At 28.6% G+C, this 23,049-nt stretch carries 21 protein-coding genes; 18 read left to right on the top strand and 3 right to left on the bottom strand.

Annotated features, from left to right (window positions below):
• The first annotated feature begins 59 nt into the window (after positions 1 to 59).
• From B2694_RS11415 to B2694_RS11380, 8 genes are all read left to right on the top strand, one after another.
• Positions 60 to 542, top strand: coding sequence for a permease (locus tag B2694_RS11415; protein ID WP_346885849.1), 483 nt, complete (start codon positions 60 to 62; stop codon positions 540 to 542).
• On the top strand, positions 539 to 1,264 hold the full coding sequence (locus B2694_RS11410) for a permease (RefSeq protein WP_346885848.1): 726 nt from the start codon (positions 539 to 541) through the stop codon (positions 1,262 to 1,264). The genes B2694_RS11415 and B2694_RS11410 overlap by 4 nt, the downstream gene beginning before the upstream one ends.
• Positions 1,265 to 1,303: 39 nt before the next feature.
• The gene (locus B2694_RS11405) at positions 1,304 to 1,618 is read left to right on the top strand and encodes a cupin domain-containing protein (RefSeq protein WP_346867478.1); all 315 of its coding nucleotides are present in this window, start codon (positions 1,304 to 1,306) and stop codon (positions 1,616 to 1,618) included.
• Positions 1,619 to 1,906: 288 nt separating this feature from the next.
• The gene (locus tag B2694_RS11400) at positions 1,907 to 4,480 is read left to right on the top strand and encodes a polysaccharide deacetylase family protein (RefSeq protein WP_346885847.1); all 2,574 of its coding nucleotides are present in this window, start codon (positions 1,907 to 1,909) and stop codon (positions 4,478 to 4,480) included.
• Positions 4,481 to 4,524: 44 nt separating this feature from the next.
• A complete protein-coding gene (locus B2694_RS11395; RefSeq protein ID WP_346885846.1) occupies positions 4,525 to 6,393 on the top strand; it encodes a glycosyltransferase in 1,869 nt (622 codons plus the stop codon).
• Positions 6,383 to 8,065: a glycoside hydrolase gene (locus B2694_RS11390; protein ID WP_346885845.1), complete on the top strand. Its 1,683-nt coding sequence runs from the start codon at positions 6,383 to 6,385 to the stop codon at positions 8,063 to 8,065. The genes B2694_RS11395 and B2694_RS11390 overlap by 11 nt, the downstream gene beginning before the upstream one ends.
• 16 nt (positions 8,066 to 8,081) lie before the next feature.
• Positions 8,082 to 9,146 carry a glycosyl hydrolase family 18 protein gene (locus tag B2694_RS11385; protein ID WP_346885844.1) on the top strand — a complete coding sequence of 355 codons (1,065 nt, stop codon included), beginning with the start codon at positions 8,082 to 8,084 and terminating at the stop codon, positions 9,144 to 9,146.
• Between the two features lie 295 nt (positions 9,147 to 9,441).
• The gene (locus B2694_RS11380; RefSeq protein WP_346885843.1) at positions 9,442 to 9,870 is read left to right on the top strand and encodes a hemerythrin family protein; all 429 of its coding nucleotides are present in this window, start codon (positions 9,442 to 9,444) and stop codon (positions 9,868 to 9,870) included.
• Positions 9,871 to 9,893: 23 nt separating this feature from the next.
• On the opposite strand, the gene B2694_RS11375 is transcribed toward B2694_RS11380, so the two are convergent.
• Positions 9,894 to 10,577 carry a Bax inhibitor-1/YccA family protein gene (locus B2694_RS11375; RefSeq protein ID WP_346885842.1) on the bottom strand — a complete coding sequence of 228 codons (684 nt, stop codon included), beginning with the start codon at positions 10,575 to 10,577 and terminating at the stop codon, positions 9,894 to 9,896.
• 311 nt (positions 10,578 to 10,888) lie between these two features.
• Here B2694_RS11375 and B2694_RS11370 point away from each other — a divergent pair, with 311 nt between their 5' ends.
• From B2694_RS11370 to B2694_RS11350, 5 genes are all read left to right on the top strand, one after another.
• The gene (locus tag B2694_RS11370; RefSeq protein WP_346885841.1) at positions 10,889 to 11,356 is read left to right on the top strand and encodes a sugar nucleotide-binding protein; all 468 of its coding nucleotides are present in this window, start codon (positions 10,889 to 10,891) and stop codon (positions 11,354 to 11,356) included.
• Positions 11,357 to 11,556: 200 nt separating this feature from the next.
• A complete protein-coding gene (locus B2694_RS11365; protein WP_346885840.1) occupies positions 11,557 to 12,375 on the top strand; it encodes a MerR family transcriptional regulator in 819 nt (272 codons plus the stop codon).
• Between the two features lie 105 nt (positions 12,376 to 12,480).
• Positions 12,481 to 13,815 (top strand): MATE family efflux transporter, encoded by a 1,335-nt coding sequence (locus tag B2694_RS11360; RefSeq protein ID WP_346885839.1) that lies wholly within the window; start codon positions 12,481 to 12,483, stop codon positions 13,813 to 13,815.
• 245 nt (positions 13,816 to 14,060) lie between these two features.
• The gene (locus B2694_RS11355; protein ID WP_346871035.1) at positions 14,061 to 14,405 is read left to right on the top strand and encodes a PadR family transcriptional regulator; all 345 of its coding nucleotides are present in this window, start codon (positions 14,061 to 14,063) and stop codon (positions 14,403 to 14,405) included.
• Positions 14,392 to 15,378, top strand: coding sequence for a permease prefix domain 1-containing protein (locus B2694_RS11350; RefSeq protein ID WP_346885838.1), 987 nt, complete (start codon positions 14,392 to 14,394; stop codon positions 15,376 to 15,378). The genes B2694_RS11355 and B2694_RS11350 overlap by 14 nt, the downstream gene beginning before the upstream one ends.
• A 68-nt stretch (positions 15,379 to 15,446) precedes the next feature.
• Here the strand turns inward: B2694_RS11350 and B2694_RS11345 are convergent, their stop codons facing one another.
• Positions 15,447 to 15,986, bottom strand: coding sequence for a carbonic anhydrase (locus B2694_RS11345; RefSeq protein WP_346885837.1), 540 nt, complete (start codon positions 15,984 to 15,986; stop codon positions 15,447 to 15,449).
• A 391-nt stretch (positions 15,987 to 16,377) separates the two neighbouring features.
• Here B2694_RS11345 and B2694_RS11340 point away from each other — a divergent pair, with 391 nt between their 5' ends.
• From B2694_RS11340 to B2694_RS11330, 3 genes are all read left to right on the top strand, one after another.
• Complete coding sequence (locus tag B2694_RS11340; RefSeq protein WP_346885836.1) at positions 16,378 to 17,283, top strand: putative ABC transporter permease; 906 nt, start codon at positions 16,378 to 16,380, stop codon at positions 17,281 to 17,283.
• Positions 17,284 to 17,368: 85 nt separating this feature from the next.
• Positions 17,369 to 18,775, top strand: coding sequence for an MATE family efflux transporter (locus B2694_RS11335; protein WP_346885835.1), 1,407 nt, complete (start codon positions 17,369 to 17,371; stop codon positions 18,773 to 18,775).
• Between the two features lie 143 nt (positions 18,776 to 18,918).
• Positions 18,919 to 19,875, top strand: a complete 957-nt coding sequence (locus B2694_RS11330) for a patatin-like phospholipase family protein (RefSeq protein WP_346885834.1) — start codon at positions 18,919 to 18,921, stop codon at positions 19,873 to 19,875.
• A gap of 62 nt (positions 19,876 to 19,937) precedes the next feature.
• Here B2694_RS11330 and B2694_RS11325 read toward each other — a convergent pair whose 3' ends face one another.
• The gene (locus tag B2694_RS11325; RefSeq protein ID WP_346885833.1) at positions 19,938 to 20,678 is read right to left on the bottom strand and encodes an acyl-[acyl-carrier-protein] thioesterase; all 741 of its coding nucleotides are present in this window, start codon (positions 20,676 to 20,678) and stop codon (positions 19,938 to 19,940) included.
• A gap of 273 nt (positions 20,679 to 20,951) precedes the next feature.
• Here B2694_RS11325 and B2694_RS11320 point away from each other — a divergent pair, with 273 nt between their 5' ends.
• Together B2694_RS11320 and B2694_RS11315 are read left to right on the top strand one after the other, a co-directional pair.
• Positions 20,952 to 21,854 carry a LysR family transcriptional regulator gene (locus tag B2694_RS11320; protein ID WP_346885832.1) on the top strand — a complete coding sequence of 301 codons (903 nt, stop codon included), beginning with the start codon at positions 20,952 to 20,954 and terminating at the stop codon, positions 21,852 to 21,854.
• A 202-nt stretch (positions 21,855 to 22,056) separates the two neighbouring features.
• The gene (locus tag B2694_RS11315) at positions 22,057 to 23,004 is read left to right on the top strand and encodes a 4Fe-4S binding protein (RefSeq protein WP_346885831.1); all 948 of its coding nucleotides are present in this window, start codon (positions 22,057 to 22,059) and stop codon (positions 23,002 to 23,004) included.
• The last annotated feature ends 45 nt before the right edge of the window (positions 23,005 to 23,049 follow it).

The following is a 23,049-nucleotide window of genomic DNA, read 5'->3' as shown; positions in this document are numbered from 1 at the left end:
TGATTATAATATTAAAACAAATTATAATACAAGTAAAGATGTTGAAGGGAGAAAATAAAATGGATATATTCACAATAATTCTTTGGGTAATTACATTGACTTGGTTTATTTGGTCCATAATTAAAGATAAAAAGAAAACTTTTAACTCCATTAAAATGTCAACGGGAATAATGAAAAGCATGATAGGAGAAATTATAGGAATACTTTTTCTTATAGGATTAATACTTACATTCATTCCACCAGATATAATTAAATATTATTTAGGCCAATCTAATATTTTTATTTCCACAATTATTTCTGCATTTGTAGGAAGTATCACTTTAATACCAGCTTTTGTTGCTTTTCCACTGGTAGGTTCCTTAGTAAATGCAGGAGCTAGTATAGTTCCTATAGTGGCATTTTTAACAACTCTTACCATGGTTGGTTTTGTTACATTTCCTCTTGAAAAAAGAGAATTTGGTGTTAAGTTTGCATTGATTAGAAATTCATTAAGCTTTATATTTGCTGTGGCTATAGCACTTTTCATGGGGGTGATAATATGAGTTTAATTATTAAAAAAGTAAAAAGTAATATGTTGTTAACTTTTGTTATTTTAGCTTATTTATTTTTATTGATTTTTATGCCGAATAAAGGAATTATGGCATTAAATAATAGCTTATATTATGTGAAAGAAATGATTATAATAATGCCAGTAATACTTCTACTAACATCTCTCATTGAAGGATGGGTTCCTAAAAAGACCATAGAAAATGCACTAGGTGAAGGTTCAGGGGTTAAAGGATATATATTTTCCTTTTTACTAGGTAGTTTTTCAGCAGGTCCTATTTATGCAGCTTTTCCTGTATGTAAGATGCTTATAAAAAAAGGAGCCAGCATAGCAAATATAGTAATTATCTTAAGTGCTTGGGCAGTAATTAAGATTCCGATGCTAGCAAATGAATCCAAGTTTTTAGGTCCTAAATTTATGGTGATTCGATGGAGCTTAACTACAATATCTATTATTATAATGGCAATTATCACTTCAAGATTTGTTAAAAAAGAAGAATTACCTAAAGAAGATATTATAGAAAAGGAAGATGCAATACTAATTATAGAAGAGGACTTTTGTATTGGTTGTGGATTATGTACAAGAGTAGCATCAGAAGATTTTATATTAGAAAATAAAAAAGCAAAGGTTAATAAAAGTATATTAAAGTCACAAGAAAGTGAAAAGATTAAACTAGCTATATATAAATGTCCTGCAAAGGCAATTAAGTATAAATAATATATTCTAAAAAATAAAGATATAAAGGGGAAATTTATAATGGTTGAAAAAATTTATCAAATGACTAACAGCGATAGTAGAACAGTTGAAATGCTTATTTCAGATGAAAATGTTCATTACTTACACATGATATTTAATAAAGGAGAAGGACTTCCAGAGCATTTTTCAAATTCTAATGTATATATGGCTGTACTAAAAGGCACGTTATCAATTGGATTAGATGACCAAGAAATTCATGAATACAAAGAAGGCACTTTATTAAAAATACCATTTAAAACTAAGATGAATGTTGGTAATAAACATGATGAAATTTTAGAATTAACTGTGGTAAAGTCACCTGCTCCATCTAAATAATTACACAATAGGGTAAAAGATTTTAATTAATATATATAATTTACTGATTTTAAAATAAATAATTGAATAAGTTAAAAAAGCTGTTGAATATTCAATGTAATATTCAATAGCTTTTATTCTATTACTGTAATTTTCAACAGAATCTAATTAATAGTATATTGATTCAAAATAAAATATTGTGGTATAATTGTATATCATTTCAATAATCAATAATTATTGTTTATTGAAATAAGTTATTATTAAAGTTAAAATAAAAATAAAGTCTTAAATACATGGAGAAGAAATAATATGAAGAAAAATTGGATTATCGTCACAATAATTATAACCGTGGCTGTAGGATTAGGAGCCCTTACATATAAGAGTTACACTAAGAATAATCATACTGAAAATATGATTAAAAATGATAAAAATAAGTATGATGCATCAGCAGAGATAAAGGATGCATTAAAGTTACTAAGCAGTAAAAAACAAGCTGAAGTTATAACTAATGCAAAAACCTCTTCTAATGTACTAGCTCTATCCTTTGAAGGAATTAGTGATGCTAATACTATGGGAAAAATAGTGGAATTATTAAATGAGTATGGTGTAAAAGCAAATTTTTTTATTCCAGGTATTAAAGCTGGAGAAGACCCTACCACAGTAAAAAACATTAAAAAAGCGGGGCATGTAGTAGGAAGCGAAACTCTTTCAGATGCTAGGCATATGGAAAAGTTATCTCAGAAAGAATTAATTATTGATTTTTGCCGTGGTAATAAGATAATAGAAACTATAATTAAGGAGAAACCAAATTTACTAAAGTGTAAATCTACTACATATACTGATGAAGTCCTAGAGGCAGCATACGCCTCAGGTAATAAGTACGTGGTTCATAGTGATCATTATCTTAGCTATCAAAGTTTCAAGGATTATGGGCAAGCTCAGAATTATGTAAACAAATTAGATAAGGGCACAATTATTTCCATTAAGGTTAATGGTGTTCTTGATGATTTTGAATATGAAGGAAAAATAGAAGAGGAAAAGCCAGCTATAGATAAAGAAGCAGGGATAGATGATTATACTAAGGATGAAAGAGAAGAAATAACTGTTGTTAAAATTGTAGAATGGTTGTTGAAGGCCATAGATGAACAGAAAATAACTATTGTCCAAGTGAATGAATTAGTAGGAATGAAAAGTGATGATGAAACTTCATCATCTGAAAATATGTCAAATAAAGATGAGATTTATATAGATGAAAGTTATAAAGAAGAAAAAAATAATTCACAAGGAAATAGTGAAGTAAAAAATTCTTCAGATTTAGTGAATTTTAAGGAGCTAATAGAAAAAAATAATGGTAACCTGGCTCCTAATATTTCAGAGTTTTACACTACTAAAAAAGCATTATCCTATACCTTTAGAGGATTAGGTAATGAAACTGCATTAAATTCAGTTTTAATTTCTTTAGATAAAATAAAGGCTAAAGGAACTTTCTTTGTTACTAAGGATGAAATAGAAAAATATCCAGATAGAATTGCTAATATATTAAAGAAAGGTCATGAAATTGGCAATGGAGGAATAACAGTTAGCTCAAGTTTATTAGACAAATCTACAGAAGAGATTTGTAAAGAAATATATGAAGTAGATAATTTATTAAGGAAGATTGGTGTAAATACTAAAGCATACATGCCTGGATATGGTTATGTTGATGTTGAGGTTCAAGAAGCTTTATCTGTTATTAATAAAATTCATGGTATTAAGGGTTATGAATTGTTTACTTATTCTAAATCTCCTATTAATCATAAATATAAAAACATGAATGCAGAAGAAGTTGTAAGGGATTATATTAATTTAAATACCTATATGTCATTAAGAAAAGGTGAGATTGTTTACTTTAGGCTAGACTCAGATTTATTTGAAGATAAGAATACTGTAGCAAATATTATTGAATTAATTACCTCTAATTATGTAAAAAATGGACATGCCAATAAATATAATGAAGCAACACAATCCTATACTTTAGTTGAAAAGCCATTGAATTATTCTGTTGAGACTTTAAGTGAATTGCAACATACTGAGGAATCAGCTTCTCAATTAGGGAGATATAGGATGGCGGGGAATAATATTAACTCATTAATTAGGAGGTCTTATGAAGAAGCTTTATCTATGATGAAATCTAATTACATAGGTAATAAATATGTGGATTTAAGTGATTTAAATGAAGAGGAACAGGTTTTAATGGATAAGACAGGGACTATTGATACCAATGGTGAAGATGTAATATTTTTTACCTTCGATGATTGGGGAGGAGATCCTGTGGTTAATGAGATTTTAGATGTACTTAATAAACATAAAGTAAAAGGAAGCTTTTTTGTAATATCAAAGTATATTGATGCTAATAGCGATGTATCTAATGCTAATCCTAATTTACTTAGAACCATTGCATTTAATGGTCACGATATTGGAAGTCATAACTATAATCATGAAACTTTAGATACAAACAAGAGTAAATTGGAGATTTCTTTAGTTAAATCCTATGATGCTATGGCTAATGTTATAGGTGATTTAAATTCATTAAGACCATACTTTAGACCACCAACTTTACTTGTTAAAAAGGAAGGGCTAGCACAGGTATTTGAAAGTGGATTTAAATATTCTATTAATGGAAATATTTCAACTCATGATTATGAAAGTAGTTCTTCCCAAGAAATTGTTCATTCATTAGAAGAAAGTTTAATTAAAGGTAGAGGGAATATTATAGTAATGCACATGAACAATCAAAGTTATTATACCGCAGAAGCCTTAGATATTTTCTTAACTAATAATGAGAATGGAGTATACGGAACAAAGTATAAAATTGCAAAGCTAAGCGATTATTTAGAAAAATAATTTTTGTAACATATGAGGAGTTTAAAAATGAGGTTAGATACTATATGAATAAATTAAAAAAAGATGAAACCCGTGATGTCCTTTTAAATCCCCGTAAAGATAGACGGTTATTATCAAATGTTCCTGATAAGGAAGAAATTAGAGATAATATTGACCGTAGGGGATATCAACTTTTGGATGACCATAAAGAAGACCCTAGTGGTTTTATAATGAGTAAGAATGCTGGTATAAGATATGTGATGAAAACGGATGTGGAAGTTATTTGTAAAAGTAGCAAGGGGAATAAAAAGTTATTAGTAAAATCTATAGACATTTCTACCACAGGGCTTTTGTTAGAATTAGAAGATGAAACACAATTAAATATAATAAACAATGCTGAGGAGATAAAGTTAAAATTTAAAATATTACCTGGTTCTATGCCTGAGGGCTATGAAATGAAAGTGAAAATTAAGGGTGAAAAAGTTAGAGATTCTATAACATCTGAAGGAGAAGTTATCTGTGGAATAGAGTTTACAGAAACTTTGTCAGAGTATTCAAGTAGAAAAAAAGATAGATATGTACTTGTTACTTCTAGTTTTCTTTTATTATTTATTACACTATTTATTATATTAATGCGTGCAGAAAGTATTATATATTTTAAATTTAATAAATGGATATACCTTTATAGTATTATTGCAGCAGTATTCTTGCTTAGTAGATATTTATTTGGAATGTTATATAAACCTATACCAATAGATGTGAATTATACACCGGGAGTAACAATTATTATTCCTTGCTTTAATGAAGAGGAGTGGATTGAAAGAACAATTCTAAGTTGCATAAATCAAGATTATCCTATAGACAAGCTGGAAGTTATAGTAGTAGATGACTGTTCTAACGATAAGTCTGTAGAAAAAATTAAAGAAACTATTGAGAGGCTAAGTAGTGAAGCAGAGAGATTTGAAACAAAACATAGGTTAAAATATTTTGTGCAAGAAAATAATCTAGGTAAAAGGGATGCTTTATGCAGAGGAGTTAAGGAGGCTAAACATGACTTAGTTGTATTTGTTGATTCAGATAGCTTTTTAGACCCCTTTGCTATAAGAAATTTAGTTCAACCTTTTAAAGATCCTAAAATGGGAGGCGTATCAGGAAGGACTGATGTGGCTAATACATACACTAATGTATTAACAAAGATGCAATCAGTGCGTTATTACATAGCCTTTAGAATTATGAAGGCAGCAGAGGCTTATTTTGATGCTGTTACCTGTTTATCAGGACCATTAGCTTGTTATAAAAAACAAATAATTCTAGACAATATGGATGCATGGTTAAATCAAAGGTTTTTAGGTCAGAAGGCAACCTTTGGAGATGATCGTGCTATGACTAATTTTGTGTTAAAAGGTCATCGAACAAGTTATCAAGATACAGCTATCTGTTCTACCATTGTACCTAATAAATATAAAATATTTCTTAAGCAACAAATGAGGTGGAAGCGTTCATGGCTAAGAGAATCAATAATTGCAGGTAAATTTATGTGGAAAAAGGAGCCTTTTATGGCAGTATTCTTTTATATGGGTGTAGTAGTTCCTATTGTTGCTCCAATAGTTGTTACATATAACTTAATTTATGTTCCAATTATCCATAAGATATTTCCAACAACCTTCTTAGTAGGAATACTTATGATGGCTTTAATGATGAGTTTTGCTCAAATGTTTCTTAGAAAAAGTACTACATGGGTTTTTGGTATGGTATTTTGCATTTATTATGAGGCAGTATTATTGTGGCAGATGCCTATTGCATGGGTAACCTTTTGGAAGTCCACATGGGGCACGCGAATGACTCCTAGTGATATAAAGGCTCAAAAGAAGAAGGAACAGAGAACTACTTCCAGTAAGTTTAAGAAAAAAGGAGGGAAAAACAATGAAAAGTAATACTTTTTCTCCTAGAAAGAAAGATAGGATTAAGATAGCAAGAGGTATATTACAAGGGGTTATTTTAATTATATTGTTAATAGCTATTATAAAAGCTTTATTTTCATTCTCTGTATATGAGCCTTACAGTTCATCTAAGGTAAGTAATAATCAAGATAGTGGCTTCATTGCAGTATCATATTTTGGCGTAGATAGAACAGGAAATGATACCTTAATAAGTACCAAAAGATTGAATGAACAACTTAAAGCATTAAAAAATAACGGATATGTAACAATTACTCAAAAGGATGTAGTGGATTATTATTTAAAAGGTAAGGCATTACCACCTAAATCACTATTTTTACTATTTGAAGATGGAAGAAGAGATACAGCAATATTTTCTCAGAAAATCATAGAAGAATACAATTTAAAGGCAACTATGCTAACTTATGCTGATAAATTTGAAAAGGAAGACTCGAAATTTTTAAGCTCTAATGAGCTATTAGAGTTAGTAGATAGCTCTTACTGGGAATTAGGTACAAATGGGTATAGACTTAAATACATAAATGTATTTGATAAAGATTCAAACTACTTAGGTAATTTAAATTCAGTTCAGTTTGCAGAATCAGCTTCAAGTATGGAGAGGGATTATAATCACTATTTAATGGATTATATTAGAGATGAGTATAATATTCCCACAGAGTCCTATGAAGAAATGAAACAGCGGATTGATAGTGACTATAGGGCTTTATCTAAAGTGTATACTAAGGAAATTAGTCAAGTGCCTAAATTATATGCCTTAATGCATTCTAATACAGGCCAGTTTGGTACTAATGATAAGGTTAGTGAAATAAATGGTAAATGGATTAAAGAGTTATTTAATATGAATTTTAATAGGGAAGGTTTCTCGCTAAATACAATAGATAGTTCAATCTATGATTTAACTAGAATTCAACCACAGTCCTATTGGTCAACCAATCATTTGCTAATGAGAATTTTGGATGATACGAAGCAGGATATTGAATTTGTAGTTGGAGATAAAGAAAAGGCAAGTAAATTTAAAGAGGTATCAGGAAAAGCAGAGTTTAAGGATGATACTATTATATTAACATCTTTATCAGAAGGAAAAGGTGTCCTTAAACTATTAAATAGTGATACTTATAAGGATGTTAAGGTGTCAACAATATTAAATGGGAATATCATAGGTTCTCAAGGTATTTATTTGCGAGCTAATGATGATCAAAGTGATAGTTTATGTGTTAGACTTATGAATAATGTAATAAGTATTATTGAAAATTCAAAAAGTAGTTCTAATGTCATATTCTCACTAGACTTAAGTAAAAACAAAGAAGAAAAATTTGATATAAGAGATGGGGGAAGCAGAAAGGTTGATATAACAGTAGTTAATGATAAAATTAGTATAGACATTGATGGTACTAATATAGCTAAAGATTTGGATGTAACTAATGACAATCAGGGAAGTGTTTATTTAGAGTCTGCATGGGGAGAATATGGGTATAGTCAAAGGAATATTGCAGATGATGTATATGATGGTGTATTTAAAAAGTTTAGGATAAGTGATGTTAATGATAATGAATTGCATGACAGCTCACTAAAGGGAGTTGATAGTATAATTTATTCCCTCAGAAATTTTACTGATAAAATTATAGACTGGTTTATTAAATATTTATAGATTATAGAGGTGTTAAATGGGTAAAAGAGCAAAGAATACTTGGATTATTATTACTTTGACTTTAATAATAAGTATGTTTCTATATGGTTGTTCAAAAGAAAAAAATCCCTTGGAAAATAGCAATAAAGTACAGGCTGGAGAAACAGCTGCAATTGAGAAAAAAAAGATATTTGATGAAAATATAGATAACTTATCAGCATGGATCACTTATTGGGATTTAGATGTTAATGGAGAGATTAAGTCTTTAGATAAGCAATTAAAAGAAGTTTCATATTTTGCAACTTATTTTGATTCCAACAATGAACTGATAATGCCACAGCAATTAGTAGATTACTATAATAGAACAAAGGATGAGGACTATACTAAATATCTTACTATTGTTAATGATAAAATAAATAGTGATGGAACTTCATCACTAAAGGATAAGGATCTTTTAAAGACATTGCTCACAGATTCTACCTTAAGAAGTAAACATGTTAAGGATATAATAAGTTTAGCATCTCAGTATGGTTTTAATGGAATAGAAATTGACTATGAACAAATTAAGGATGATATGGAATTATGGAATAATTACCTATTGTTTATTAAAGACCTATATGATGAATGTGATGGAAGTGGACTAAAATTAAGAGTTATATTTGAGCCTAATGTCCCTTTTGATGATCTAGAGTTTATAGAGGGGCCGACCTATGTTATGATGTGTTACAACCTACATGGAGGATTTAGTGAACCAGGAGAAAAAGCAAATCCTCAGTTCATAAAAGAATTGATGGATAAGATGGAAAGAGTACCAGGAAGTAAAAAAATTGCCATTGCTACAGGTGGATTTAATTGGGCTTCAGATGGAAAGGTAACTTCATTATCTGAAGTAGAAGCTAAAGATTTAGTAAAAGAATATAGTGCAAAAGAGGAAAGAGACAATAAAAGCCAATGCATAGTATTCAAGTACACTGATGAGGATGGGATTGAACATGAAGTGTGGTATGCAGATAAAAATACATTGAACTCATGGATGCAAGTTATAAAGGAAAAAGGCTATGGTATCAGTCTTTGGAGACTTGGTGGAAATGTGTTTCAGTAAACTCAACAGATAGTTGAGTTCCTCTAAAAGGACTAGTTATTGTTGTAGTTTAAATTTCAATATACGTAGAGAGCTAGGTTAAATTTAGTAGTTGACCTAGCTCTCACTATAACTGTATAAATAATTCACATAATTACCAATTTCAATATAGTTATAAGCATTAAATTATATTTATTTTAGATTTTATGAATTATAATTACATGTTTTCCCTGTATAAGAAATTATTTGCGTTGTTAAAGTGCTTCTTTTATAATAAAATAATATATATCTATAAAATAAAAAGAAGGTATATAAAATGTTTGACTTTAAATTTGACTGGCAAGATGATTTAAATACCAATATTGGGAGAATTGATGAACAGCATAAAGAACTTTTTAGAATTGCTCGTAATATAGAACAATTATTGATAACAAAATGTGCTACCGTAGATTCTAAAATTCTTCTTGATATAATATGTGAGCTTAGAGAATATATTTCTTATAGCTTTTATGAAGAAGAAAAAATAATGAAAAAAGCTAATTACTCTAATTATGAAGAACATATAAAATCCCATGAGGAATTAAAAAAAGTGATTATGAATATTGAGCTATCAGTATTAAAGAAAAAGCCATGTGAAGAATTAAAGAAAATTAAGGATTCTCTACAAGACTGGATTTTTCAACACATGATGATAGAAGATAAAGCAATGGCAGAAGAAATATTAAAGAGTCCAACCTACATTTAGAATGTAAGTTGGACTCTTAAAATTTATTTCTTTTTACCTAAAATACGTATTAAGTATATAAATAAGTTAACGAAATCTAAATATAATTCTAAAGCGGCAATTATAGCAAACTTATTTGTGGTAGCGTCATCATAACCGTAATTTTGTTCATGTATTAATTTAACTTTTTGCATATCATAGGCTGTTAATGCACAGAAAACTGCAATACCAATATAATTAACAAACATAGATAACTGATCAGAACCTATAAAGAGATTGAATAAGCTAGTAACTAATATACCAACAACCCCCATTATAGCAATTCTACCTACCATTGATAAGTCCTTTTTGGAAGTCATACCTATCATGCTACAACAAAAAAACATGGCAGAAGTTACTACAAAAATACTTATGATGGACTCGAGACTGTAGATAGTAAATATTGCCCCAAAAGTAAATCCGTTTACTATAGAATAGGTTATAAACATGGCAAAAGCAGCTTGAACAGAAAGTTTATTAATCTTTCTGCTAAGTAAAACTACTAAAGCTAATTCCACAACAATAATACTTATTACGAAAGCTGAGTTACTATAGATTAACATCATCATAGAAACATTAGTGGAAATAAAATAACCTACAGCAAAGGTAATTATTAGTCCGATGGCCATATATAATAAGGTCTTATTTATAAAATTATTTTGGCTCTTACTATATGAAATTTCATTCATAATATCACTCCTTCAATAAATATAATATATGTAATATTATACAATATATTAAGAATTAATAAATAGATTATATACATTAAAAGAAAAAATTCAGGAACTATTAATGTATTTTATAGCAATTATAGAGGTGTTATAAGTAAAACATAAAAAATAGAATGAACTTGGAAAGAATTTCAATGAAATGATATAATATTTATATTAATGAAAAAATGAAAAAATATTTAGGATATTAAATAAGTGTAAAAATCATGGAAGTATTAAATTGCAATTATTAACATATGAATGTTATTTGGATTAAGTGGAGGATAAAAATGGATAAAATATTAATTACAGGATCAGAGGGATTTTTTGCTTCAAGGTTTATAGAATACTATAGGGATAAGTATAATATTATAGAATTTGGAAGAATGGAACTAGATATAACTAATGAAGAGAAAACTATTAAAATTATAGAAAATAACAAACCAGATTATGTAATACACTCTGCTGCGCTATCAGACACTGGAACTTGTGAAAGAAATCCAGAGTTATCCTATGATGTAAATGTGAGAGGAACCATAAATGTAGCAAAGGGATGTAAAAATTCTAATAGTAAATTGATATATTTTAGCTCAGATCAGGTATATAGCAATAATAACTCCTTAGGTCCACACAATGAGGATAGCATTTTAACTCCAAAAACAGTGTATGCTGCTCATAAAATAGAAGCTGAGAAAAAAATATTAGGGTTACTAATATACATTTTTTATCATCAGACGAAGCAATTAAAAAATGTATAAGAGATTTTTCCTTTAAAATATAATAATAAAGAACAGGTTACAAATTTGCGCTATAGAAGTAATGTACACTGTAAAAAGTTAGGTACAATGGGATGAAGATATATAAATCCCTCAAATCTGCACGACCACAACAACTTCCTCTTTATATATTTTTATAGAAAAAATTTTATATCCAATAATATAGTTTTATGGAGGATGAAATGGATAAAAAGATACTTATAGGAGAAATGGCTAAGATTCACAATATATCAACTCAGACACTAAGGTATTATGATTCTATTGGATTACTTAAGCCTAGACATAAAGATGAAGAGAATGGATATAGATATTATGATATTGAACAGTTTGCTCAGCTTGATTCTATTTTATTTTTAAAAAAGCTGGGAATGCCCCTTAAGGATATAAAAAAGTATTTTTCAAATAGAAATCTCAAAATACTAACTGATCTCCTTAATAAGAAAGAGAAGGACATAGATAAGGAAATTGAACTTTTGGAAAGATATAAAAAAAGTATCTCTAAAAAGCTTGAGTTTTTGGAAGCAAGTATAGAAGAAGCTAGACTTGAAGAATGTGAACTAATTGAGTTAGAGGATAGAGATATAATATATATTTCTTTAAATGATAGAACAGATATATATAGTGTAGAATATGGAATAAAAGAATTAAGTAATAGATTAGGAGATAATCTTTGTTTATTTGATGGAAGAATAGGAGCTTTTATCTCACAAGAAGATATTTTAAATAAAAGGCATACTACCTTCAGAGATATTGCTTTAATTTTTGATCATGGCATTTTCAACCATAAAAATATAAAAACTTTGCATAAAGGAAGATATGCAAGGATAATTTATAGAGGACTCTATGATTATGCAGAAACCTACTTTAATAAGCTGATAAAGTTCATGGATATAAATGGACTAGAAAGTGTTGGAGATGGTATAGTTCTTACCATAACTGATTCTGCTTTTTCTTCAAAGGAAGAAGAGTATTTAACAGAAATACAGATTCCTTTAAAATAAAGGATTGACATTATAGTTACTATAAGGTTTAGAATATTAACTTGTGAGATATAAGAGTGTTACAGTAGTTACACATAAGATAAATTATTTTAAGTAGGTGATATTATGAACTTTGTAGAATTAACGGAAATGAGATTAAAGAAATTATTGATAAAATTTTTGTTTCCTAGCATATTAGCTATGCTAGCAACGTCAGTAAATATTCTTTGTGATACCATATTTATAAGTCAAGGAGTTGGAAAAGAGGGCCTTTCGGCTTTAGGAATAGCTATACCTATATATAATGTATATAATGCAGTATCCCTTTTAATAGGAATGGGAGGTGCTACCTTATACTCTATTAATATGGGTAAAAAGAACAATGAAAAAGCAAATCAGGTCTTTAATACATCAATTTTTATAGCAATTATAATAGGGTTAAGTATTTCTATTTTTGGATATATCTTTTCAAAAAATATAGCTATAATGTTTGGAGCCTCACAACAAATATTAGGACTTTCTGATGAATATCTAAAAATAATATTATTATCAGGTATAAATTTTATATTATCAGGCGTTTTACAGGCATTTATAAGAAATGATGGTGCTCCAAAGCTTTCTATGGTTGCCGGAATTACTGGTAACATGTTTAATGTAGTTTTTGACTATATATTTATTTTTGTACTTGACATGGGTATGAGAGGCGCTGCCATAGCAACTGCTATAGCACCAATGGTAACTTTAATAATTATAGCTACTAAATTCATTAAAAAATCTGGACATCTTAGATTCAACTATAAATCAATTGAAATTCCATATATTACAAATATATTTAAGGTAGGGATATCAAGCTCATTCATTGAGGTATCTGGAGCTATTGTTATAATACTATTTAATTATATTTTAATAGATATGATAGGCGAGATTGGAGTGGCCGCTTACAGTATTATTAGTAACATTGCTTTAATTGGAGTTGCTATATTATCTGGAATAAGCCAAGCTATTCAGCCAATAGTAAGTGTTAATTTTGGAGCTGAACATTATGATAGAGTAATTAAAACTAGAAAAGCAGCTCTATTTATTGCATTAGCCTTTGGAATAGTATTTTTCTTAGTAGGAAATATCTTTACAAAAGAAGTAATTAGCTTTTTTAATAATTCAGACTTAAAGCTTATTGAAATTACAGCTAGAGGTATGAGAATATATTTCGTAGCATTTATATTTATTGGAATTAATATGGTTAATATATCATTTTTCCAAGCAATTAGTCATGCTAAGATATCAAATACCATGTCTATTATAAAGAGTTTTGCATTAGTATTAATTAATCTATGTATTCTTCCGAAAGTATTCGGTATAAATGGATTATGGTCCACTATACCAGTTGCAGAATTTATTACTTTAATCATTGGTATATTTATAGTTAAATATAATATGAATTACTTAAAGTCTAAGGCATAAAATTAATGAATAAAGTTACAGCATATAAATTTGCTTCTATGCACATTTATATGCTGTATTTTTATATAAATATATAGATGAAAATTAAAAAATTGGAAAAACTACTTCACATGTCGTAGTAATTGTGATATATTATAATTACTACGACAGATAAAGTACGATAGGCAGAGTAATTGCATAATATACACTAAAGATATAGTTATATATGAAATAGTAAGTAGTAGGTGGAGAAAGGAGGATAACATTTGATAAGTAGTGATGTTATTAGAGGATATAATGATACTATAATTCTTTTTACTCTCCTAGATAGGGAGTCCTATGGATATGAGATATCTAAAACTATAAAAAAACTATCAGAGGAAAAATATATTATAAAGGAAACAACATTATATTCTGCCTTTACAAGGCTGGAAAACAACGGTTATATAGAATCTTTTTATGGAGATGAGACCTTTGGAAAGAGAAGAACTTATTATAGAATCACACAAAAAGGACTCGATTACTATAAAGAAAAGTGTGAAGAATGGAAGGTTATTAAAGAAGTAATGAGTAAATTTATAAAGGAGATGGAGAACTATGGAGACCATTAGAAATTATTTAGAAAATATTTTTTCAAGGTTACCAAAATCAGCAGAAATTATAAAATTAAAAGATGAGTTGCTTTCTAATATGGAAGAAAAATATTGGGAACTTAAAGAAAGTGGAAAAACTGAAAATGAAGCCATTGGAATTGTAATTTCTGAGTTTGGAAACATTGATGAGTTAATAAAGGAGTTGGGAATTGAAAATAGAAAGCAATTAGATAATATTCCGACTATTACCATGGAAGAAGCAGAAAATTACATGAGGGATAAAGTTAAATATGGAAAGCTTATTGCTGTTGGTGTTATGTTATGTATATTAGCACCAGCAATACTAATGTTTACTCATAATATTATAATAGGTGGAGTATTTGGTACAGAAATTAATGTGGAAACTTTAGAAGGACTCAGTGTTATCCCATTGTTTATTCTTATAGCTATTGCTGTAGGGTTATTTATCTATGCTGGTACTCAACTTGACAAGTATAAGTATTTAGAAGATGATTTCATATGTCCATTACATGTACAGCAAAGAGTAAAAATTAAAAAAGAAGAATTCTCATCCAATTTTACTAAATTAAATATAATTGGAGTTACACTTTGTGTACTGTCACCTGTTGCGTTAATTGGTATATCAGCAATTGGAGGATATGATAATGACATATTATCTAATTATGGAGCAATTGTATTATTAATAATGGTAGCTATTGCAGTGTTTATATTTGTAAGAGTTGGGAATATAAATAATAGCTATAATGCACTTTTACAAATTGAAGAATATTCATCAAAATGTAAGGAAAATAATACAGTTATAGGTGATGTTGCATCAGTTGTATGGCCTATTGCCACAGCAATATTTTTGATTTGGGGGTTAGGATTTAATGGATGGCATATTTGCTGGATTATATTCCCTATTACTGGAATACTCTTTGGAGCTTTTAGTGGAGTATATGCCTTAATAAAGCGTAATAATAAAAGATAAATTAGTAAAATAGCTAGTCATGAACTTAAAGTTTGACTAGTTATTTTACTTTAAGCAAAGAACTCTGTTTATACTGGAGTTAATTCTCCAGTGGTGGAATCCATAATAAAACCATAGACGTTAATATCTTTTGGTATTAGAGGATGTTTTGTAATGATATCTACTGTTTCAGCTACTGAAGTATTAACATTATCAAATCCACTTAACCATGAATCAAAGTCAACTCCGAAGTATTTAACCAAATTAATTTGATCTTCAGTAATGTTTCTAAGTTTCATTTTTTCAATAATTTTTTTACTATTCATGTGTTGTGCTCCACAGTCTGTATGACCAATTACAAAAATTTCTTCAACCCCTAAATCATATATAGCTACTAATAAGCTACGAGCTATACTTCCAAAGGGATGAGATATTGAACCGCCAGCATTTTTAATAATTTTTACATCACCATTTTTAAATCCAAGGGCAGCGGGAAGTAGTTCCGTTAGCCTAGTATCCATACATGTAATTATGGCTATTTTTTTATCTGGATATTTACTTGTAATATATCTTTCATATTTTTTATTTTCTACAAATTCCTTATTGTACTTCAAAATTTCATCTATCATGTTTTCACGTCCTTAATATAAGTATTATTAAATGTAAAAAGTAAATTTTAAATAAGTTAATAGTAGTATATAAATACTTAATTATCGCCTAATAAATAGATTCTATTTTAAATATGAACTAAATACAAGGAATTTCTAATTTTTTTCACAATATAAGAAATAAATTTAAAATGAACTTGAAAATAATATAATGATTAGTTAATTATAGAAATATATAAATTATTTATAATAATTACTAGTGAATATGATGTAGTGGAATAGATTAACAATAGTATTCTTATATGATATAATATTGTTCAGAGTATAATAATTATTATGATAATTTGTTAAATTACTATCTAAAGGAAATAAAGTTATATATTTGACTTTAGGTGTTGGGGGAGTTGATGCTATGGTAGATAAACTTTCTGTTTTATTTATTTATTGGATAATCTACAGTTTGTTAGGATGGATAGTAGAAACAATATATTGCTCTATTCTTGATGGATATTTTGTGGAAAGAGGTTTTTTAAATGGGCCATTGTGTCCTATATATGGTTTTGGAGCACTTTTTGTTTTATTATTACTAAATCAATATAGTGATAATGTAGTAATAGTATTTATTTTTGGTATGATCTATACAACTATTATAGAGTATATAACTAGTTTTATTATGGAAAAATTATTTAAAATGAGATGGTGGGATTATTCTGATTATAAATTTAATATTAGAGGAAGAGTTTGTTTGAGAAACTCTTTTTTGTTTGGATTTCTATGTGTTGTACTAATTGAGATAATACATCCTTTCACAGAGAATATTATGACTAGAATTCCAATAACAATAGTATACTTATTATCTATTTGCATTTTAATATCTCTTCTAGTAGATTTATTCATATCTATAAATTCCATAGTAAATCTTAATCGTAAGTTAGAAGAAATTCATCATGTTAAAGAAGAAATATGGATTAAATTATATGAAGAGGGTATAGTAAGAAAATTAGAAAACCTACGTATAATAACAGATAGCAAATTAAATAACCTAAAGGAATTAAAGGAAAATTTAACTGAATTTAAAGAAAATATAACTATAGATAAAGTAGAAATATCCCTTCGTAAAAAATATAAGTCTCTCTTAATGGAAACTAAGTATGTGGAGCGGAGATTAATATGTGCCTTTCCTAAATTAAAATCTCAAAGATATAATGAAGCTTTACATGAATTACGAAAGGCGATAAAGGACATTGAAAATGAAGATTATTTAAAAAAAATATTGAAATTTATAAAAAAGTTATTTAAAAGAAGTAATAATTTTTAAAGTTAAAAAACATTAATTTGTATAAAAAGAGTGTATATAGTATTAGAAGTATTGTCTTTAAATTAACTTGTAAAGGAGAATGATAATGTTTGCTTCAAAGGAAAATGGAGATGGAAAAAAGACTAGAATATTTATGTGGTCGAAAAATTCTACAAGAAATGATGTTATCAATATTGCTTGGCCTGTTCTGTTAGAACTTCTTATGGGTTCCCTTTTTGGAATGGTAGATATGATGATGCTTGGAAGAATGGGCGATAATTTATTGGCTGCAGCTTCTGTATCTGCTGTAGGTATGACAAATCAGCCATTATTTATAGGATTGTCTCTTGTACAAGCTTTAAATGTTGGGGGAACAGCAATGATTGCTAGATACCTTGGATCAAAAAGAACTGATAAAATAGAAAATACTTTAAAGCATGTAATATTATTGAGTTTGATAATGTTAGCTATACCTATATCAGTATTGGGAATAATTTTTACAGGACCAATTATGAAATTTATGGGGGCAGCCAATGATACATTACAAGTAGGTGGAAGTTATTTTAAAATTATTATGGTTGGGTTTATATTTCAATCTTTTAATATGTCAATATCTGCAGCACTTAGAGGTATTGGGGAAACCAAAACACCTATGAAGATAAATTTAAGAGCTAATTTTTTAAATGTTATTGGGAATGCAGTTCTTATATATGGTCTTTTGGGACTTCCTAAACTTGGTGTTACGGGAGCTGGAATATCTACTGCTATATCTAATGTAATAGCAAGTATATTTTTATTTAGGTATATTATAAAAGGTAAAAGTATAATTAAATTAGATATTAAAAAATCATTTAAAATTGATAAAAATATTATTTATAATCTAGTAAAGATAGGTGTACCTGCATCTCTTGAGCAGTTAGTTTTAAGAGTTGGAGTACTTATGTTTGTAAGAATAGTTGCAGGACTTGGAACTGTAGTGTATGCATCACATCAAATATCATTAAATATATTAAGTCTTTCTTTTCAACCAGGACAAGCTTTTGGAATTACAGCTTCATCCCTGGTAGGTAGAAGCATAGGAGCTAGAGAGCTTTCAAAGGCGGAGAGTTATGCCAAGGAAACCAGAAAGATTGGTTCCTTGATATCCACTTTTATGGCTATAATTTTCTTCTTTTTTGGTCCGCAGATTGTAGGTTTATATTCAAAGGATCCAAGGATTATACAAAATGCATCTATAGCTTTAAAAATAATAGCATTAGTTCAACCATTTCAATCATCACAACTAATATTAGCAGGAGCTTTAAGAGGTGCAGGGGACACCTTCTGGCCACTAGTTGCTACCTTTGTTGGAGTATTATTAATAAGAGTTGTTTTAGCTCACTTGCTTGTAAATATATTTGGGTATGGATTAGCCGGAGCATGGATGGCTGTATTCATGGATCAATTTGTAAGATGGTTTTTTGTTTACATGAGATTTAGAACAGGAAAATGGAAATATATAAAAATAAGGTAGATATACATATACACTATAAAGGTTATCTTAAATAGATACTTATAAAGTCTTAGTATGGATAATATTTAATTTACTTTACTTTAGGGTTTATATGATTAGAGTATAGTGTAGTAATGAATAAATTATAAGTTAAGAGGGAAAGCATGGATGAAATAAAAAAAATATTTGATTTAAATATTGGACTAGTATTAGCCGGTGGAGGTGCAAAGGGTGCCTATGAGGCAGGTGTATTTAAGGCACTTTGGGAGTTAGACATAATAAGAAGAGTTTCAGTTGTATCAGGAACGTCAATAGGTACAATAAATGGACTTTTATTATCTATGAATGACAATAGTATAATGGACAAAAGTTGGTCAAGTCTAACTTATTCTAGATTTATTAATCATGAAAGCTTGGCAAGAGATTTAAAAATTTCTCAGTTAATAAAAAAAGCTAAGAATATAGGCAAGGAACAAAAATTTAATGAACTGCTTAGTGTAAGTGATATAGGTTTGCTTTCTCAAAGTGGCATACGTAAGTTTATTGAGGAGTATGTTGATTTAAAAGTAATTAAAGAGTCAAGAAAAACTCTCTATGCATGTGCATATAATATAGACCTGAAAACACCTGAGTATTTTAGATTAAATGATTATGATAATGAGAAACTTATAGACATTGTACTTGCGTCTTGTGCAGTACCATTTATTTTTAAGCCTATAAATATAAATGAGTATAGATATTCAGATGGGGGTATAAATAGTCCTAAATATGATTATCAAAATGCAGATAATGTACCAATAGCTCCTCTTAAAAATCATAATTGCGATATTATCATAGTTGTACATTTATCTTATAAGCATCAATTAGATAGAACAGGATTTGAAGACTGCAATATTATTGAAATATATCCTTCTATGCATTTAGAAGCAGTAAGTGTTATAGGTACAGTTAATATAAGACAAAGTACATTAAATCAACACATTGACCTGGGATATCGAGATGGGCTTTCAATCTTATCACCTATGATAATAGACATGATGAAGGGAAAATCCCTAGGGAAGTTAATTGAAAAGCATGAGGAATATAACAAAGAATTACTAAGTAATAATCATTTCTTTTAAAAAAGTGGTATCATAGATTTCCATAGATATTGGAAGCTATGATACCATTTTAAAGTTATATTTTATTCCCAATAGGTAATAGCTAAGGTCAAGTCATCTCCATCTTCATTTATGATATCATGAGTACATATATATCCAGTTTGTGATTTTTCAATTTTGGTATGAATTTTTATTTTATGACCGTAATAGGTTTCTTTTTTATATACTACTGTAATCTCACGCATTTCATAATTTAAAGCAATATCTAATGGTATAGATTCAATTATCCAACTTACATATTTTACATTATTAACATGTTGATTAGTATCTATATCACTATATCTTATATCAAATACCTTTTCAGCATCCCAACTATCTAAAGGTTTCAATGAGGAATGAATAAAGCGTTCATTTTCATCCTTGGATACATTGTATGCGGCATACATATCATCGCTTACTTTTACAGGTCGTCTTTTAGTTGAATCAACTAAGAGCCATATAGACTGTCCATCCACTACTAAGTTACCTAAACTATCTTCAATATAGTTTGTTCTATATGCGTAATATTTATAGAAAGAATTTGCTCTCGTAGATACTCTTAAATTCTCATCATACAAAGGGTATCTACTTATTTTTATATTCCACTGGGTTAGTATCCATCCTTTATTATTTGCCATTAGGTATTCTACACCAACACCACGGCTATCAGATTGTACAGAGCATATATCCATAAGATAATTCATAATAGTGGAAATTAAAGCTCTTTTCTTGGCATCCACTTCATAATAGTGTACATTATAATTTTTACTAGTTATTAAACTCATGCTATTCCTCCTGTGGTAATAATAAATGTTACTAAGGCATAAGAATATTTTACCACAAACTTAGAGGAGATTTTATGTTTATAATTGAACTAATTTGTAAATATTATTTTCCTTTTAAGAATATTAAAGTTTACTATTAATAGAAAAAGAAAATTTACTTGTGTAAATGAATTATTGTATATAAACAGTTGATAAAATTAACTGTTTATATATTAGATTTAATAGTATAATTAGGGTATCTTATTGTAATTTAGGAAGGAATGGATATAAGCTGTGATCGATATAAAGCTTGAAACATTTATTACTGTGGCTGATACAAAGAACTTTACACGAGCTGCCAACATATTAAATATGACTCAACCTGCAATTTCTCATCATATAAAACTTTTAGAGGAATATTACAATGTGAAGTTATTAGAGAAAAAAAATAAGAACATGGAGCTTACGGAGGCAGGAAGGATACTTTATAAATATGCTTTAGAAATTGATAAAATAAGCAAATTGGCAAAAAACCATCTTTCAAATGAATCATCTATTATAAAGAGATATAATGTAGGTGCAACTCTTACTATAGGGGGATATGTACTTCCACCTATCATAGGAAATTATAAGATGAGCAACAAAAACATAGATGTAATACTTCATGTAGAAAATACAGGGAATATAATTCAAAAACTCTTTAGTGGTGAGATTATATTGGGTGTTATAGAAGGCCCTTTTGATAAAAGTAAGGTGATTTATGAAAAATTTAAAGATGATGAACTAGTATTTGCTATTTCAAAAAGTCATGAAATGGCTAAGAAAAAGAAAATAACAATGGATGAAATTCTTTCAGAAAAGCTTATACTAAGAGAAAAAGGATCTGGGACAAGACAGATATTTGAAGATTATATGGTGCATCAAGGATTTGAACCTAAGAATATTAATCCTTATATGGAAATTGGAGATATAACAGCAATTATGTCTTTAGTAGAATCTGGACTTGGAGCAACGGTGGTATCAAAGGAAGCATTAAATTCACCATTGATGTGTAAAAAATTTAAAGCATTATCAATCAAAAATATGAAAATGAAAAGAGAATTTAACTTTATATATTTAAAAAACTCAAATATGGATTTTATAAAGAACTTTATTGATTTTTGTAAAAAGCAATGTGATGAGACTGAATTAGAATAAAACATCTTCTAATTTAGTCTCTATTTTATATTTAAGTTATCCTAAGTATAAAGAATCTTTATTTTACTATAACTAATCTTAAGTTCACTTTGTAAAATTGCAGAGATATAATAAACATGAAAATATTACAAGGATATGAAAAGTGCAGAAAGATTAACAATTAGAATGTCAATACATGAAATAAAGAAGGGTAGTGAAGAAAATGGCAATAATAGCATCAGCAGAAGAAAAATCAAAATTAAAGGGGCAAGGATTTCTTCCACAAAGAGATGGAATACACTTTGCATGTAGAGTGATAACTGAGGATGGATGCTTAAATTCAAAGGAAACAAGAGTCCTTTCTGAAATAGCTGAGAAATATGGAAGAGGATATATGAGTTATACTACAAGACTTACAGTAGAAATTCCATGGATAAGATTTGAAGATATTGAAAAGGTAAAAGAAGAGCTTAGTGAAGCAGGACTAGAAGGTGGAGGGACGGGTCCGAGAGTTAGACCTGTAGTAGCGTGCAAAGGAACTGTATGTATATTTGGGCTTTTAGATACACAAGAATTAGCAAGGAAAATACATGAAAGATTTTATAAAGGATATTACAATGTACTTTTGCCACATAAGTTTAAAATAGGTATAGGTGGATGTCCAAATAACTGTATAAAGCCAGACTTAAATGATTTTGGCATAATGGGTCAAAGAGTACCAGATTGTAATGAGGATTTATGTTTAGGATGTAAAAAGTGTTCAGTAGAAGAGGCTTGTAAAAAAGGAGCAGCAAAAGTTATTAATGGAAAGCTTCAAATAGATAGGGAGAAGTGTACAAACTGTGGACTTTGTATAGATAAATGTCATTTTGGTTCAATGGTATGCAAAAAAGATGGTGTAAAACTATTTATAGGTGGGAAATGGGGTAAAACTCCAAGACGTGGTGAACCATTGAAAGGAATTTATTTATATGATGAGGCTATGGATATAATAGAAAAAGCAATTTTATATTATAGAGATAACGGAAAAACTGGAGAAAGATTTGGTGATATGGTAGAGAGAATTGGATTTGAAGAAGTATCTAAAGGAATATTAGGTAATGAAATTCTCCACGAGAAAGAAGAAATATTAAAGGCAGAGGTCCACACCAAGAGAAATTATTCCTGTTAATTAAAATATAGAAATAAAAAAGTAAGGGGCTTTCGCAAAATAGAT

The sequence above is a fragment of the Clostridium sp. UBA4395 genome, from assembly GCF_002390995.1.
GTDB classification, from domain to species: Bacteria; Bacillota; Clostridia; order Clostridiales; family Clostridiaceae; genus Clostridium_J; species Clostridium_J sulfidigenes.
Note: the sequence above shows the minus strand (reverse complement) of the source record. Positions and strands in the feature narration are given on the sequence as shown.

Bases quoted from the DNA above. Each gene is read 5' to 3' on its own strand.
- B2694_RS11415 (WP_346885849.1), top strand. From the start codon at position 60: ATGGATATATTCACAATAATTCTTTGGGTAATTACATTGACTTGGTTT.
- B2694_RS11410 (WP_346885848.1), top strand. From the start codon at position 539: ATGAGTTTAATTATTAAAAAAGTAAAAAGTAATATGTTGTTAACTTTT.
- B2694_RS11405 (WP_346867478.1), top strand. From the start codon at position 1,304: ATGGTTGAAAAAATTTATCAAATGACTAACAGCGATAGTAGAACAGTT.
- B2694_RS11400 (WP_346885847.1), top strand. From the start codon at position 1,907: ATGAAGAAAAATTGGATTATCGTCACAATAATTATAACCGTGGCTGTA.
- B2694_RS11395 (WP_346885846.1), top strand. From the start codon at position 4,525: ATGAATAAATTAAAAAAAGATGAAACCCGTGATGTCCTTTTAAATCCC.
- B2694_RS11390 (WP_346885845.1), top strand. From the start codon at position 6,383: ATGAAAAGTAATACTTTTTCTCCTAGAAAGAAAGATAGGATTAAGATA.
- B2694_RS11385 (WP_346885844.1), top strand. From the start codon at position 8,082: ATGGGTAAAAGAGCAAAGAATACTTGGATTATTATTACTTTGACTTTA.
- B2694_RS11380 (WP_346885843.1), top strand. From the start codon at position 9,442: ATGTTTGACTTTAAATTTGACTGGCAAGATGATTTAAATACCAATATT.
- B2694_RS11375 (WP_346885842.1), bottom strand. From the start codon at position 10,577: ATGAATGAAATTTCATATAGTAAGAGCCAAAATAATTTTATAAATAAG.
- B2694_RS11370 (WP_346885841.1), top strand. From the start codon at position 10,889: ATGGATAAAATATTAATTACAGGATCAGAGGGATTTTTTGCTTCAAGG.
- B2694_RS11365 (WP_346885840.1), top strand. From the start codon at position 11,557: ATGGATAAAAAGATACTTATAGGAGAAATGGCTAAGATTCACAATATA.
- B2694_RS11360 (WP_346885839.1), top strand. From the start codon at position 12,481: ATGAACTTTGTAGAATTAACGGAAATGAGATTAAAGAAATTATTGATA.
- B2694_RS11350 (WP_346885838.1), top strand. From the start codon at position 14,392: ATGGAGACCATTAGAAATTATTTAGAAAATATTTTTTCAAGGTTACCA.
- B2694_RS11345 (WP_346885837.1), bottom strand. From the start codon at position 15,986: ATGATAGATGAAATTTTGAAGTACAATAAGGAATTTGTAGAAAATAAA.
- B2694_RS11340 (WP_346885836.1), top strand. From the start codon at position 16,378: ATGGTAGATAAACTTTCTGTTTTATTTATTTATTGGATAATCTACAGT.
- B2694_RS11335 (WP_346885835.1), top strand. From the start codon at position 17,369: ATGTTTGCTTCAAAGGAAAATGGAGATGGAAAAAAGACTAGAATATTT.
- B2694_RS11330 (WP_346885834.1), top strand. From the start codon at position 18,919: ATGGATGAAATAAAAAAAATATTTGATTTAAATATTGGACTAGTATTA.
- B2694_RS11325 (WP_346885833.1), bottom strand. From the start codon at position 20,678: ATGAGTTTAATAACTAGTAAAAATTATAATGTACACTATTATGAAGTG.
- B2694_RS11315 (WP_346885831.1), top strand. From the start codon at position 22,057: ATGGCAATAATAGCATCAGCAGAAGAAAAATCAAAATTAAAGGGGCAA.